Annotated in this window: 15 protein-coding genes; 11 read left to right on the plus strand and 4 right to left on the minus strand. The window is 64.8% G+C overall.

Annotated features, from left to right (window positions below; genetic code table 11):
• The first annotated feature begins 88 nt into the window (after positions 1-88).
• From IU448_RS11690 to IU448_RS11705, 4 genes are read left to right on the plus strand one after another with little or no spacing between them, the layout of a single operon-like run.
• Positions 89-436, plus strand: a complete 348-nt coding sequence (locus IU448_RS11690) for an SAV_915 family protein (RefSeq protein WP_228812627.1) — start codon at positions 89-91, stop codon at positions 434-436.
• On the plus strand, positions 433-723 hold the full coding sequence (locus IU448_RS11695) for a hypothetical protein (RefSeq protein WP_195055586.1): 291 nt from the start codon (positions 433-435) through the stop codon (positions 721-723). Before IU448_RS11690 ends, IU448_RS11695 begins: the two co-directional genes overlap by 4 nt.
• Positions 724-726: 3 nt before the next feature.
• Positions 727-1815, plus strand: coding sequence for a hypothetical protein (locus IU448_RS11700; protein ID WP_195055587.1), 1089 nt, complete (start codon positions 727-729; stop codon positions 1813-1815).
• The gene (locus IU448_RS11705) at positions 1802-2668 is read left to right on the plus strand and encodes a hypothetical protein (protein ID WP_195055588.1); all 867 of its coding nucleotides are present in this window, start codon (positions 1802-1804) and stop codon (positions 2666-2668) included. The genes IU448_RS11700 and IU448_RS11705 overlap by 14 nt, the downstream gene beginning before the upstream one ends.
• A gap of 354 nt (positions 2669-3022) precedes the next feature.
• On the opposite strand, the gene IU448_RS11710 is transcribed toward IU448_RS11705, so the two are convergent.
• Positions 3023-3631, minus strand: a complete 609-nt coding sequence (locus IU448_RS11710) for a TetR/AcrR family transcriptional regulator (RefSeq protein ID WP_195055589.1) — start codon at positions 3629-3631, stop codon at positions 3023-3025.
• A 38-nt stretch (positions 3632-3669) separates the two neighbouring features.
• Entirely contained in the window at positions 3670-5148 is a 1479-nt protein-coding gene (locus tag IU448_RS11715; RefSeq protein ID WP_228812629.1) for a hypothetical protein, read from the minus strand.
• A 146-nt stretch (positions 5149-5294) separates the two neighbouring features.
• Between IU448_RS11715 and IU448_RS29715 the strand changes: the two genes are divergently transcribed.
• Positions 5295-5516, plus strand: coding sequence for a FitA-like ribbon-helix-helix domain-containing protein (locus IU448_RS29715; RefSeq protein ID WP_416382985.1), 222 nt, complete (start codon positions 5295-5297; stop codon positions 5514-5516).
• Positions 5517-5679: 163 nt separating this feature from the next.
• A complete protein-coding gene (locus tag IU448_RS11720) occupies positions 5680-5940 on the plus strand; it encodes a PIN domain-containing protein (RefSeq protein WP_195055590.1) in 261 nt (86 codons plus the stop codon).
• 451 nt (positions 5941-6391) lie between these two features.
• Here IU448_RS11720 and IU448_RS11725 read toward each other — a convergent pair whose 3' ends face one another.
• The gene (locus IU448_RS11725; RefSeq protein ID WP_195055591.1) at positions 6392-7432 is read right to left on the minus strand and encodes an LLM class F420-dependent oxidoreductase; all 1041 of its coding nucleotides are present in this window, start codon (positions 7430-7432) and stop codon (positions 6392-6394) included.
• Between the two features lie 61 nt (positions 7433-7493).
• Here IU448_RS11725 and IU448_RS11730 point away from each other — a divergent pair, with 61 nt between their 5' ends.
• From IU448_RS11730 to IU448_RS11750, 5 genes are read left to right on the plus strand one after another with little or no spacing between them, the layout of a single operon-like run.
• Positions 7494-8507, plus strand: coding sequence for a Zn-ribbon domain-containing OB-fold protein (locus tag IU448_RS11730; RefSeq protein ID WP_416382986.1), 1014 nt, complete (start codon positions 7494-7496; stop codon positions 8505-8507).
• Between the two features lie 13 nt (positions 8508-8520).
• On the plus strand, positions 8521-9588 hold the full coding sequence (locus IU448_RS11735) for a thiolase domain-containing protein (protein ID WP_324188572.1): 1068 nt from the start codon (positions 8521-8523) through the stop codon (positions 9586-9588).
• On the plus strand, positions 9585-10751 hold the full coding sequence (locus IU448_RS11740; protein ID WP_195055593.1) for a thiolase domain-containing protein: 1167 nt from the start codon (positions 9585-9587) through the stop codon (positions 10749-10751). Before IU448_RS11735 ends, IU448_RS11740 begins: the two co-directional genes overlap by 4 nt.
• Positions 10752-10753: 2 nt before the next feature.
• Entirely contained in the window at positions 10754-11629 is an 876-nt protein-coding gene (locus IU448_RS11745) for a TIGR03619 family F420-dependent LLM class oxidoreductase (protein WP_195056240.1), read from the plus strand.
• 48 nt (positions 11630-11677) lie between these two features.
• Positions 11678-12094, plus strand: a complete 417-nt coding sequence (locus IU448_RS11750) for a nuclear transport factor 2 family protein (RefSeq protein WP_195055594.1) — start codon at positions 11678-11680, stop codon at positions 12092-12094.
• 420 nt (positions 12095-12514) lie between these two features.
• On the opposite strand, the gene IU448_RS11755 is transcribed toward IU448_RS11750, so the two are convergent.
• Positions 12515-13771: a cytochrome P450 gene (locus tag IU448_RS11755; protein WP_195056241.1), complete on the minus strand. Its 1257-nt coding sequence runs from the start codon at positions 13769-13771 to the stop codon at positions 12515-12517.
• Positions 13772-13918: the final 147 nt, after the last annotated feature.

Consider the following 13918-nt stretch of genomic DNA (forward strand, 5'->3'; position numbering starts at 1 on the left):
TCGTGGCTTTGCTGACCGGGCTTTGTTTCGTTTCAGGACTCGCCTATCCGGATGGAGTCGGGTATCGGTGTCGACTAGCATTCCGCGCATGAACGAATTCGGTACTACGGTCGCCATTGAGACCGGCCGGAGCCAGTTCGGTCAGGGGGGAACACCTCTTCCGAAAAACTTTCCGCCCGTTGTCTACTTGCCGGTGTTGAGGCAAGTGCAGCGGGTCGAGGACGCGCAGATCATGTTGCGTCAAATGCGTGACGGCCGCCTGGCTTGCTTGGCATATTCGGCGCTGGATCGCCTGTTGACCTGCTGCGGCGAAGATCAGCCCTGGATGTGGACTCCGACCGTAGCTCTGGATGCATTGCAGCAGGCCCGACCGTTCGACGTCCTGCTCCTGGATGTCTACATTCCGGAGGAGAGCCGGAGGTATCCGCGGTCATGACGGAGCTGTACATCGACCAGGATTCGCTCGCAACGATAGTGAGCACACTGGCCACCTCCAGCACGGAGCTCGATGCGACGAACAACAAGACCCCCGACGCCTTGGATGCCGGTACGGTGACCCCCTCGGTCCTTGCGATCCTGTCTGTTCTGATAGACGGTGCCGGACAGCTCGTCGTGGGAATGGCTGCGAGTAGCGATGCGGTAGCGGATGCCGCCGCGAAGTACAAAGAGCAGGACGATACGACGGCCGACGCGGTGATACAGCAGACGTGGACGGCGGTCTGACCGATGAGTATCAATACCAAAGTCGATGGGGACCCGGCCAGTATTCGGGCAGCGGCGGGATGGCTACGAGACACCCTCGCAGGTCAACTGTCGATCGCTGTGACAGACCTCGACAAAGTGCGCGGCCTCGCCGAGGCTGGATGGGACGGTGAGTCCGGCGAGGCGTTCGCCATCAAGACCCGGAACACGGCCAACAAGGCGAACGGTTTCGTCACTGAAATACAGAAGTATGCGACCGAACTCGACGCACTTGCCGGCCAAGTGCAGCAGGCACAGGTCGATATGTCGACCATCCGGACCAACGCGAGCAACGCCGGACTCACTCTCACAGAACAGACCGTCGAGATGCCGGCCGAGGATGACGCCACCAAGCTCGCGGCCTACAACACCGCTTCCCAAGCGGTACAGCAGGTCCGCGATCGTGAGGGCTTCTGGGGATCTACCTGGACTAATATGCAGAATGACGTCAAGGACAAGTGGTTCCTGGTCGTCGGCGACATGATCAACGGGGCAGCCGGCGCACTTGCCGTCAAGCATTCGTCGATGCTTCTCCAGAGCGCGGCAACCGCATCCAGTGATGCGTTGAAGGCCATGATCGAAGCCAAGAACGCGCCCGCCGGAACCCCACGTCAGGTGGTCTATCGCGATATGGACTGGTCGCGACAGCAGATGCTGAAAGCCGGCGATCTGCTGGACCAGTCGGACAACGCGAAAACCAAAGGCGCAAAGATCGGTTTCCGGGTCGGTGGTGCGCTCGCTGTCGCAGGAATCGCATATGACATATACAACGGCAAACCTGCAGAGCAGGCCGTCGTCTCCGGTCTCTCGGGCTTCGGCGCTTCCGTCGCCGCTGGTGCCGCGGTCGGCGCGGCCGTGGGAATGGTAGTACCAGGGCCTGGGAACCTCGTGGGCGCTGCAGCGGGCACCGTGGTCGGGGCGGCTGCCGGACTCTTCACCTCAGGCGCTGTTGATTCTCTGTATTCGGAGGGTCTGAGTGTGGGTAGTGCTATCGACGGTGGAGTCCAAGCGCTGGAATCGACTGGCGAAGCCATCGGTGGGGGCATCTCGAAGGCGTGGAATGCGCTCTTCTGACCTTCCCGGTTATCCGAGCCCTTGGATCGAGGCACGCGGGTTCGCGCGGAAGCGTCTCGTATCCCTGGTTTTCCTCACGTGCCTGGCAGTTCTATGCGCTGTCGCGGCGGTGCTGATGTGGCGCAGCGGGGACCATGCGGCCCACGTCGTAGCCAAGTATGTCGGATTGTTCGGCCTGACGATGGCAGCCGTTGTGGCGATTGGGGCGTACACGAACTTCGGTTCGATTCGGCGGCCGAGCATGGCCGTATCGGGGAAAGCGGAAGGCGAGAAGGCGACCATCGTCCCTGGTTCGCTCTTCTATTTTGCTCTGTACCAGTTGATCTGGACCTGTTTTGCGATTCTGTTCCTCACGGCCGGCACAGAAATTGCGGCGGCTGCCTGGCAGACGCACTGGGCCCTGGTATTGCTGTTCACCGGCCTCGGGCTGTGCAGCGCGTCTGCCCCGGCACTCGCGATGATGGACAAGCTGCGGCGCGGACGGGTCGTGCTGACCGCCGAGGAGATAATCCACGAAGGCTGGAGTTCGCAAACCCGGATTCCTTGGGACGATATTGCCCGCGTGGTTCCTGCGTTCGAGCAGAGTCCGTTGATCGTGATCACCGGATTGCCCGACGCGCGGTGGAGTCGACGTGCCATGACCCCGACATTGCAGATGGGCGAGCAGCCACGCCAGATCTGGAGGTTGGATCGCCCGGCGCGCACCGGCAGTGTCGTTCTGGAGTGCACTCGATTGGCCGTGGACGGTTACCGGCTCTACCGCTTCCTCACCCACTACCTCGACAATCCCGCGGCAAGGTCTGAACTCGGAACCGCGCGCTCGCTCGACCTGTGGTGCACCGTGCTGGACTGAAGCGGTTGAGACCGGTCTATCTCTCGGATCGGCGACTGTGCACCGCCCGCCGCAGACGTGCAGAAGGACCAGCCCCATGAGCACTCGGCGCGCCCGACAAAAGAACCGCATACGACGTAGGCACGATAGACAGCGGGGCCATTACGCGGCAGCCACCGCATTGGCGGCAGGGGCGGGGACGGCTCGGCGCAGACGTGGCGACAGGTGCGGCCCTCCGGCGCCCCCCTGTGAAGAACGTCCTCGACGCTGTTAGGAGCAGCGGACCCGGCAGAGCCGGAAGCGAACACGTCTGCCGCTGGAGTGGACGGAGGAACCGGCCTGAGGGGTGCCCGTACGCCTCCGAGCCGACCTCTCTCAATGCGATGGGACCGACCGGTCCCGGCGGTCGACCACCGGGAGGATCACCTGGTCGACGATATCGATCAAGGTGTCGTCGCCGGGGAGGGAGCCGGCGTCCAACGCGTGCTTCAGGACAAGCGCTTCGCCGATATCGAGCACGACGGGGGTGACCACCGCCGGGTCTATCCGTCCGGAGCCGGCGTAGTGCTGTAGTACCGCTGTGGTGAATCGCCCGCCCTTCGGCTCGAACACATCGCTGTAGACGGCTTCCGCCAATTCCGGGTACCGGGCACGTTCGGCCAGAATCGTGCCGGTCACCTGAGCTGTGGGGGTGGCCATCCAGGCGACCATCAGCCGGAGCGCCTCGATGAGGTCGCGACGTAGATCGCCGGTGAGGTCGGGTTCCGCGTTGTCCTGCGGGAACCCGCCGCGTACGGTATCCAGCAGCACTGCCTGCGGGTTGTCCCAACGCCGGTACAGCGAGGTTTTCGCAATACCGGCGCGCTGGGCGATACCGTCCATCGTCAGCTTGCCCACACCCACCTCGATGACTTCCTCGACGACGGCCGCATGCACGGCCGCCACCACTTCGGCATCAGTTCGGCGGCCAGATTTTGCGGGCATCCGATCCTCCGGTATCGCACGGGACTGTCCCGAGCAGACTAGTCCGCGCTGTTACCGAGGACAGCGACCGCCGTACCGAACGGTCCCAGTTCCACCATCCCGTTCTGCACCGGACGGGTGATCGCCGATCCGGAGCCGGTGGTCGTATCGATCGTGTGGATGTGGCGGACCGGATCGGTGATCTGTACGCGCACCGTTTCTGGATACTTGTTGACGAGCAGAAGCTTGCGCTGTCCTTGCGGGGAGACGAACGCCTGGCTGTGGAGCCGGGTCGCCAGCATGGGCGGGAGCGGAGCATTCGGATACAGGGTGTCGCCGGGCCCGAAGTTCTCGAGCAGGAGTTCCAGGACTCGGTAGCGCGCGTTGGGTTCGCCCGTTTCCCAGTCCAGCAGGGAGACGCCGTGGTTCATCCCCGGGTAATCGATGAATTCGGCCACGCCTACGAGATCGATGCCCAGCGCCGTCAGATTCGACCAGATATAGGCGACCACCGCGCCGCTGAGCGCCCAGTATTCAGCAGGAGTATCCGGGGCCGGGTTCATGACGTCCGGCGCGAACGTGCCCAGCTCGTTGATATGGGTTTCGGTGTCCGGCGAAAGCCGCTTTTTGATCGATTCGATCAGTTGCACCTGGCGGAGGAAACCATCGGCCTGGGCGAACATCCCGCCGTGCCAGGTGTCGAAAGGTGCGTTGCCTTCGAGACCGAATGGATTCAGGATGTCGGGCACCGCATAGAAGTGGTAGGAAATCGCGTCCAGCGGAATTCCGTCGCGGTGGTTGGCCGGATCGAGGAAGTGCCAGAAGTATTCCGGGTCCAGGTCCACGAGGCTGAGCGAGAGTCCGATGAATTTCATTTCCGGGTCGAGCGGTCGCAGGCGTTCGACAACCGCGTCGTAGAGCCGGGTGTAGACCTGAGGCGAAAGCTGGTGTCCCATATCGGGTTCGCACAGCACCTCCCAGTACGCGAACCGGTGGTTTCGTCCGGATACGTGTCGCGTATCGAACTGATCGACGAATCCGCCGTCGATATACCAGCGGCCGATCCGCTCGAAATGCTCGGCTACTTCCGCCAGGCTCGGGTCACGGAATTCTGTGCCCTGCTCGTATTCCCAGTTGATCGCAGCGGGGTCTTCTTCGGGGATGACCGGTTCCGGCGTATCGAACATCCAGGTGGGGATGGTCGCGAAGTTCGCCACGACAGGCCGGCCGGCGGTGGCTGCCAGGAAATCGTCGACGAATTCGTCGAGCCGGCCGAAATCCCAGGAGGTCTTACCGTCCCGGGGCGGGTGGAGTTCGGGCACCGACAGTCGCGGCGAGGACCACCAGGGCAGGAACCGGGCGTAGTCGACGCCGAGGGCGCGCAATGCCGCGAACGCTTTGTCGTGGATCGGTGAACTGCGCTGCAGCGGAGGCGCTGTCCACAGGTGCGTGGTCAGCGTGGTGCGGGAGGTGGCGGACGGGCTGGACCAGTCGACCGCGATCGGCATGATCTCGGTCGCGGGCTGGGGTTCGGTCATGTGGAGCCTTCCAGAGCAAGAAACACTAGCGTAGCTACGCTAACATAGCTAACTGTTCGTAGTTATGCCTCGGAGGTGGTCGACTCACCAGGCCGGCGAAACGGCAACCACGACGCCATGATGCAATCACTGCTGGCATTGATTGCATGGCGACGGTAACCATCCGTGACCTCGACAGCAGCGTGAAGGACCGCCTGCGCCGGCGAGCCGCCGCACATGGACCAAGCATGGAAGCCGAAGCCCGGGACATACTCGCCGCGGCAGTACGCCCGAAACGGCTATTGCATGAGCTCTACGAGCGCAGTCGGCCCTACGCAGCCGAGCTGGACATGCCACAGCAGCCCGAGGCCGGGTCGGCACAGCTGTGATCATCGCCGATACCGACGTGGTGTCCGAGCTGTTCAAACACACCCCGACAACCACGTACTCACCTGGCTGGGCGAATGCGACGACGTCACGATCAGCACAGTGACCATCGGCGAGATCTAGGCAGGTATCGAGAAACTACCGGAGGGATCCCGCAAGGCGGGCTTGGCCACATTGGCAACCGAACTGTTCGACGAATTCGGCGACGAAGTCGAAGCCTACGACTTCCGTGCGGCACGTATCTACGGCCGAATTGTCGCCGAATATCGCCGCCGTGGCCGGCCGATCGGATACGCGGACGCACAGATCGCCGCGAGCTGCCTCGCCAACGACTGCCCGGTAGCGACCCGCAACGTCAAGGATTTCACCGACCTGGGCCTCGCCATCGTCACCCCCTGGGAAACCGATCGACACGCCAGAGGGTGAGCGGGAGTGCACTCGACTGGCTGTGGACAGCCACCGGCTCTACCGCTTCATCACCCACTACGCCGACAACCCCGCGGCACGATCCGAGTTCGGAAACCCGCGATCACTCGATCGGTGGCATCGAGCGACCAGATGATCAGCAACACACCGTCCAATTTGTCGGGTCCGGGCTCGCAGGGCGGAATACCGGCGGCGAGCGCGGTGGGAAGCTGAACCCGTAAATTCCGGTTGTCCCGGCATTACGAACGCCTCGTCAGCCCGTGAGCGCCGGACCTTGTCCGGTAGCCGATTCGCGATCGCAGGCCGAGCCGGTACGCAGCGGCGGAGAGCAGTTCGGCCGTGCCAAGAAATCACCACATCTGAACAGGCTGGGTTCGATGTGGTGATTTCGCCACACGCTACCCGCCGGAGTACACGGCGGGTAGCGGCAGGGAGTATTTCTGAAACAAGTTCACCCGACGGCGACCAGTGGCGCCAAACGCTTCAGCTGCTCCACATCGGGTACCGAAACCAGCAGCATGGTGACACCCGAGGCTTCCCAGACGCCGATCTGCTCGCGGACTTGCGCCTCGTTGCCGATGATCGCCGTCTCCAGCACCAGTTCGTCGGGTACGGCGGCGGCCGCCTCGGCCTTCTTGCCCGCCTGGAACAGGGCGCCGATCTCGTCGACCTCCTTCTCGTACCCCATCCGCCGGTACACCTGAGCATGGAAGTTGAGCTCCGGCGCACCCATCCCGCCGATGTAGAGCGAGGTGACCCAGCGCATCCGTTCGATCTCGGCGGCGACATCGTCGGTGACGATCACCTGGGCGGTGGCGGCGATTTCGAAGTCCTCCCGCGAACGCCGGGCACCCGGGCGCGCGAAGCCCTCGTCGAGCCATTCGTTGTACATTCCGGCCATACGCGGCGTGTAGTAGATCGCCAGCCAGCCGTCGGCGATCTCGGCGGTGAGCGCCACGTTCTTGGGGCCTTCGGCACCCAGCCAGATCGGCAGGTCCGCACGTAGCGGGTGGGTTATCGGCTTCAACGGCTTGCCGAGGCCGGTGGCGCCGGGGCCGGTGTAGGGCAGCGAGTAGTTCGGGCCGTCGTTCGTCACGGGGGCTTCCCGGGCCAGGACCTTGCGGACGATATCGACGTATTCGCGGGTGCGCTGCAACGGTTTGGCAAACGGCTGCCCGTACCAGCCCTCCACCACCTGCGGGCCGGAGACGCCGAGACCGAGAATGGCCCGGCCGCCGCTGAGGTGGTCGAGGGTCAGCGCGTGCATGGCCGTGGCCGTGGGGGTGCGGGCGGACAACTGCACCACCGAGGTGCCCAGCCGGACCCGTTCGGTGGCCGAACCCCACCAGGCCAGCGGGGTGAAGGCGTCCGAACCCCAGGATTCGGCGGCGAACACCGCGTCGAAGCCGGCCTCTTCGGCGGCTACCACTACTTCCGCGGCATGCTGCGGCGGCGCGGCGCCCCAGTAACCGAGCTGCAATCCGAACTTCACAACCGACCCCTTTCCGGCCTACTGCTTGCCAGCAGAATAAGAACCTGTTCTACTCGATAATGTGACTCTTGGGAATACTGCACCCACGGTAATTACGCAGGAACGCCCGCCCGGACTGAAACCGAGCGATGTGCTCAGTGCGCCGCTGCGGATGGAGTTCGACTACACGCGCTCCGTGGGACCCATCATCGGCAAGTTCCTCACCGGCCTGCGCGAGCGGCGCATCTTCGGTAACAGAGGTTCCGACGGCCGAGTCCTGGTACCGCCGGCCGAATTCGATCCGGTTACCGCCGAACCGCTGTCGGAATTCGTGGAGGTCGCGCCGACCGGCACGGTCAAATCCTGGACCTGGGTCCGTGATGTGCTGCCGGACCAGCCCTTCGACCGGCCGTTCGCCTACGCGCTGATCCAGCTCGACGGTGCGGATACCGCACTGCTGCACGCGGTGGATGTGGAAAGCCCGGATCAGATCAGCACCGGTATGCGCGTCACCGCACGCTGGGCGGCCGAACTCACCGGCACCATCCACGATATCGCCTGCTTCGAGCCGGGCGAGACGCCGACCGCGGAGCCCGCGCCGGCTTCCGGCGCCGAACCGGTCACCATGATCACGACGCCGATCGCGATGGATTACAAGCACACCGCCTCACCCGAGGAATCCACGCTGCTGCGCGGCCTCAAAGAGGGCAAGCTCACCGGCGCCCGCGCCGATGCGAACAGCAAGGTGTACTTCCCGCCGCGCGGTGTCGACCCGGTGGACGGTCGGTCCACTTCCGAGGTCGTCGAACTGGCCGAAACCGGCACCGTCACCACCTTCTGCATCGTCAACGTGCCGTTCCTGGGCCAGCGGATCAAACCGCCCTATGTGGCCGCGTATGTGCTGCTCGACGGCGCGGATATCCCCTTCCTGCATCTTGTCCTGGGCGTCGAGGCCAGCGAGGTGCGGATGGGTATGCGGGTCAAGGTGGTCTGGAAGCCGAGCGAGGAGTGGGGCTACACCATGGCCAATATCGACCACTTCGAGCCGACCGGCGAGCCGGATGCCGATTACGACACCTACAAGCATCACCTGTGAGAGGGCTCCCCGCGTGACCATCATCGAGCGTTCCAACGATAACGCCACCGAGATCGCCGTCGTCGGCTTCGCGCACGCACCGCATGTGCCGGAGACCTACGGCACCACCAACGGTGTGGAGATGCTGGTGCCCTGTTTCCAGCAGCTCTACGACCAGCTCGGCATCACCAAATCCGATATCGGCTTCTGGTGTTCCGGTTCGTCGGATTACCTGGCCGGCCGGTCCTTCTCGTTCATCTCCGCGATCGACTCGATCGGCGCCGTGCCGCCGATCAACGAATCGCATGTGGAAATGGACGCCGCCTGGGCACTGTACGAGGCCTGGGTGAAGATCCGCTCCGGGCAAGTGGAGACCGCCCTGGTCTACGGCTTCGGAAAATCGTCCGCGAGCACCCTGCGCAAGGTGCTCACCACCCAGCTCGACCCGTATCTGGTCGCTCCGCTGTGGCCGGATTCGCTGTCCGTCGCCGGCCTGCAGGCCCGGGCCGGTCTGGATGCCGGACGCTGGACCGAACGCGATATGGCCGCGGTTTCGGCGGCCCACACCGTCGACGGTAAATCGGTCGACGATCTACTGGCCGCGCCCTACGTCGCGGATCCGCTGCGGGAACACGATTGTGCGCCCATCACCGACGGTGCCGCCGCGATCGTGCTCGCCGCCGGAAACCGTGCCCGGGAACTGTGCGAACGTCCGGCGTGGATCACCGGTATGTCGCACCGCATCGATTCCAGCGTGCTGGGCGCCCGCGATCTGACCGCGTCCCCCTCCGCGGCCGCTGCCGGGCAGGCGGTGACCAACGGTGACACCAGCGGTATCGACGTCGCCGAACTGCACGCACCGTTCAGCCACCAGCAGCTCATCCTCGCCGAGGCGCTGGGCCTGAAACCGGAGACCAAGGTCAATCCGACCGGCGGCGCGCTGGCCGCCAACCCCATGTTCGCCACCGGGCTCGAGCGCATCGGCTACGCCGCGCTGCCCATCATGGCGGGCACCGCCGAGCGCACGCTGGCCCACGCCACCAGCGGCCCGGCCTTGCAGCAGAACCTTGTGACAGTCCTGGATTCGGAGGCCCGCCGATGAGTTTCCCCGCCGCGGTGCTGGGCACCGGACAAACCCACCACGTCGCCAAGCGAAGCGATGTCTCGATGGCCGGGATGTGCCGGGAGGCCATCGACCGCGCCCTCGCCGATTCCGGCCTGACCATGGCCGATATCGACGCGATCGTGATCGGTAAGGCCCCGGACATGTTCGAGGGCATGATGATGCCCGAGCTGTACCTGGCCGATGCGCTGGGTGCGCCCGGCAAACCACTGCTGCGCGTGCACACCGCCGGTTCGGTCGGCGGCTCCACCGCGTGCGTGGCCGCAAACATGGTGCAGGGCGGTGTGCACGAGAAGGTGCTCGCCATCGCCTGGGAGAAGCAGTCGGAATCGAACGCCATGTGGGCGTTGTCGATTCCGGTGCCGTTCACCATGCCGGTCGGCGCCGGCGCGGGCGGCTACTTCGCACCCCATGTGCGCTCCTATATCCGGCGGTCGAACGCACCGCTGCATGTGGGCGCGATGGTCGCCGCGAAGGATCGCCGCAACGGGGCCAAGAACCCGTACGCCCATCTCAAGCAAGGCGATAAAACGGTCGAAGAGGTGCTGGCCACGCAGATGCTGTGGGACCCTATCCGGTTCGACGAAACCTGCCCCTCCTCCGACGGCGCCTGCGCCGTGGTGATCGGCGGCGAGGAATCGGCCACCGCGGTGGAGGCGACCGGTAAGAAGGTCGGCTGGATCCATGCCACCGCCATGCGCACCGAACCGCTGGCCTACGCCGGCCGTGACCAGGTGAACCCGCAGGCCGGGCAGGAGGCAGCCAAGGCGCTGTGGGCGCAGGCCGGGATCACCGATCCGCTGGCCGAGATCGACGCCGCCGAAATCTATGTGCCGTTCTCCTGGTTCGAACCGATGTGGCTGGAGAACCTCGGTTTCGCCGCCCCCGGCGACGGCTGGAAACTCACCGACAAGGGCGAAACCGAAATCGGCGGCACGCTGCCGGTGAACCCGTCGGGCGGGGTGCTCTCGTCCAACCCGATCGGCGCCTCCGGCATGATCCGCTTCGCCGAGGCCGCCAAACAGGTGATGGGCCGGGCAGGTGACTATCAGGTCGAGAACGCGCGTAAGGCGCTGGGCCATGCCTACGGCGGTGGCTCGCAGTACTTCTCGATGTGGGTTGTCGGGTCGGAACGCCGATGACGCTGAAGTTCAGCCTCGGGGTCGCGCTCAGCCCGCTGGAACAGCTGCCCGAACTGGCGAGAACGGCGGAGGAGGTCGGGTTCAGCTCGATCGCACTGCCCGATTCGCTGTTCTATATGAAATCGCAGGCGGCGAAGTACCCGTACACACCGGACGGCGCGCGGTTCTGGGGCCCGGACACCCCGTGGGTGGATCCGCTGATCGCCGCGACCGCCATGGCCGCGGTGACCACCCGGCTCCGCTTCTACACCAATGTGCTCAAACTGGGTTCCCGGAACCCGCTGCTGCTGGCCCGCCAGGTCGGTTCGGTGGCGAACCTGTCCGGTAACCGCTTCGGGTTCGGTGTGGGGATCGGCTGGGCACCGGAGGAATTCGAATGGTGCGGGGTGCCGTATGCGCGCCGCGGCGCCCGGGTCGACGAAATGATCGAGGTCATCAAGAAGGTCCTCGCGGGCGGCATGGTCGAGTACCATGGTGAGTTCTTCGATTTCGACGAACTGCAGATGAGTCCGGCGCCGAGCGAACCGGTTCCGTTCTACATCGGCGGCCATACCGAAGTGGCGCTGCGCCGGGCGGCCCGGGTCGGCGACGGCTGGACCTCGGCGATGATGAAATTCGAGGATCTGCAGACCACCATCGCCCGGCTCGGGGAGCTTCGCGCCGAACACGGCCGCGCCGACGTGCCGTTCGAGATCCAGGCGGTCTGCGTGGACAAGTTCGGCCGCGACGGCTACCAGGAGCAATACGACGCCGGGGTCACCGACGCGATCGTGATCCCCTGGCTGGCTGCCGGTATCGGATTCGACGGAGATATCGAGGCGAAGAAAGACGCACTGCGCAAATTCGCCGACGAGAACATCCAGAACCCGATCACCTGAGCGTTGCTGCCCCCGGGGCGGCAACACCGGTTTGTCGAGAGGAAACCCATGAGCAGCGACGAACATCCCGCACGCGCGGCCGGACTGGCCTCGCAGGCCGCTGTCCGCGCCCGGAACAAGGACGCCTGGCTCGCGCTGTTCGCGCCGGACGGGATCGTGGAGGACCCGATCGGCCCCTCCGGTTTCGACCCCGAAGGCAAAGGACACCGCGGCCAAGAGGCGATAGCGGCCTTCTGGGACAAGGCGATCGCCGGAACCGAGTCGATCGAGTTCCTGTTCGGTGATTCCTTCGCCTGCGGCGCGGAGGTCGCGTTCACCGGCACTATCCGCAGCACCATCGGCGGACACCGTATCGACGCCGAAGGTGTTTTCACTTACAAGGTGGACGACGCCGGGAAGATTTTGGCGCTGCGCGCGTTCTGGGAAGTGGATCGCGCGATGGCCACGGCCACCCCGATCGGCTGATCGGCTCCCGGGCTGCCCCTCACAGCCCGCCTGCCGATCGGCTTCAACACCGGACCGGCCCCGCACCCCCTCGGGAGTGCGGGGCCGATTCGTGTTCGCCCATCGAAGTCCGTGCGGCGCGGATGCCCGGTCCTTCGGCCTGGCGTGTACCTCGGCACGTCGGTGACGCCGGACGGGCAGCGACGGCATACGGCCGAGTCGAAGACCTCACGGCTCGGCGACCGATCGGCTTTCTCCGCCGAACGGCCTCCGCGCCCGGGGGTGCGGGGGCCGGTGAAAGGCTTCGGCCCCGCGCTCTTCGAACGCGGGGCCGAACTGTGGGCCGCGTCGCCGCCACAACGGCACGGCGCACACTCGATTCCGGTTACGGGCCGGTCCCGGGCACCAGCGGTCCCGGGCCGGCGGCTTGTACCGCGGAGCTCAGCTCGCGGTCTGCCCCGTTACCGGGCAGGTCTTGTAGTCGACCTGGAATTCTTTGATGCCGTTCAGCCAGCCGGAGCGTAGCCGCCGCGGGTCGCCCAGCTTGGAGATATCGGGCATATGGTCGGCGATCGCGTTGAAGATCAGGTCGATCTCCAGTTTGGCCAGGTTGGCGCCGATGCAGTAGTGCGCCCCGGTGCCGCCGAAGGCGACATGCGGGTTGTCCTCGCGCATGATGTCGAACTTCATCGGGTTCTCGAAGACATCTTCGTCGAAGTTCGCCGCCCGGTACACCATGAGAACCCGCTGGCCCTTCTTGATCTGGACACCGCTGAGTTCGGTGTCCTCGAGGGCGGTGCGCTGGAAGGTGGTGATCGGGCTGGCCCAGCGGATGATCTCGTCGGCCGCGGTCTTGGGACGATGCTTTTTGTAGAGCTCCCACTGGTCCGGGTTCTCCAGGAAGGCGATCATGCCGTGGGTAATGGCGTTACGGGTGGTCTCGTTACCCGCGACCGCCAGCAGCATCACGAAGAATCCGAATTCCTCGGATTTGAGCGCTTCCCCGTCGATATCGGCCTCGACCAGGGTGGTGACGATATCGTTGGCCGGGCAGGCCTTGCGGGCCTCGGCCATCGCATAGGCGTATCCGAGCAGTTCGGTGGAGGCCTGCACCGGGTCAACGTCGATTTCCGGATCGTCGTATCCGGTCATCTCGTTGGACCAGGTGAACACCTTCATCCGGTCTTCCTGCGGCACACCGATCAGCTCGGCGATAGCCTGCAGGGGCAGTTCGCAGGCGATCTGGGTGACGAAATCGCCGGACCCGGCCTCGGCCGCGGCCTTGACGATGGCCTCGGTACGTTTCGACAGCTCGTCGCGGAGCGAGTTGATCGCGCGCGGCGTGAACCCACGCGAGATGATCTTGCGCATCCGGGTGTGCTCGGGCGGGTCCATGTTCAGCAGGATGAAACGCTGGAGGTCGATCTGCTCGCGCTCGATATCGTCGTTGAACCGCGGCAGCGCAGTGTTCTCGTAGGTCGAGAAGACATCGCTGCGCCGCGAGACCTCCTTGATATCGGCATGCTTGGTGACGACCCAGAAGCCGTCGTCGTGGAAACCACCGACCTCGGGCGATTTCTCCTGCCACCAGATCGGCGCGCTGCGGCGGAGTTCGGCGAACTCCTCGACCGGCACCCGCTGCATATACATATCGGGGTCCGTGACGTCGAACCCGTCCGGCAGGTTCGGCCGGCCCATGCGCGTATCCACCACCAGATGTCTCCTTCGACAAACTGAAACACGTTCTACAATCATTGTGTCACAGGCATAAGAACGAGGAAAGAAACCGGACTGGACTAACCGCCACCCATGCGCGGAACACGTTACAGTTTTTGTCCGAAACGA

Origin of the sequence: Nocardia flavorosea (genome assembly GCF_015477805.1) — a bacterium.
GTDB lineage: Bacteria > Actinomycetota > Actinomycetes > Mycobacteriales > Mycobacteriaceae > Nocardia > Nocardia flavorosea_A.

Excerpts from the sequence above, each read along its gene's own strand:
- IU448_RS11700 (WP_195055587.1), top strand. The coding sequence starts at position 727 with ATGAGTATCAATACCAAAGTCGATGGGGACCCGGCCAGTATTCGGGCA.
- IU448_RS11710 (WP_195055589.1), bottom strand. The coding sequence starts at position 3,631 with ATGCCCGCAAAATCTGGCCGCCGAACTGATGCCGAAGTGGTGGCGGCC.
- IU448_RS11695 (WP_195055586.1), top strand. The coding sequence starts at position 433 with ATGACGGAGCTGTACATCGACCAGGATTCGCTCGCAACGATAGTGAGC.
- IU448_RS11755 (WP_195056241.1), bottom strand. The coding sequence starts at position 13,771 with ATGGGCCGGCCGAACCTGCCGGACGGGTTCGACGTCACGGACCCCGAT.
- IU448_RS11705 (WP_195055588.1), top strand. The coding sequence starts at position 1,802 with ATGCGCTCTTCTGACCTTCCCGGTTATCCGAGCCCTTGGATCGAGGCA.
- IU448_RS11740 (WP_195055593.1), top strand. The coding sequence starts at position 9,585 with ATGAGTTTCCCCGCCGCGGTGCTGGGCACCGGACAAACCCACCACGTC.
- IU448_RS11715 (WP_228812629.1), bottom strand. The coding sequence starts at position 5,148 with ATGACCGAACCCCAGCCCGCGACCGAGATCATGCCGATCGCGGTCGAC.
- IU448_RS11690 (WP_228812627.1), top strand. The coding sequence starts at position 89 with ATGAACGAATTCGGTACTACGGTCGCCATTGAGACCGGCCGGAGCCAG.
- IU448_RS29715 (WP_416382985.1), top strand. The coding sequence starts at position 5,295 with ATGGCGACGGTAACCATCCGTGACCTCGACAGCAGCGTGAAGGACCGC.
- IU448_RS11750 (WP_195055594.1), top strand. The coding sequence starts at position 11,678 with ATGAGCAGCGACGAACATCCCGCACGCGCGGCCGGACTGGCCTCGCAG.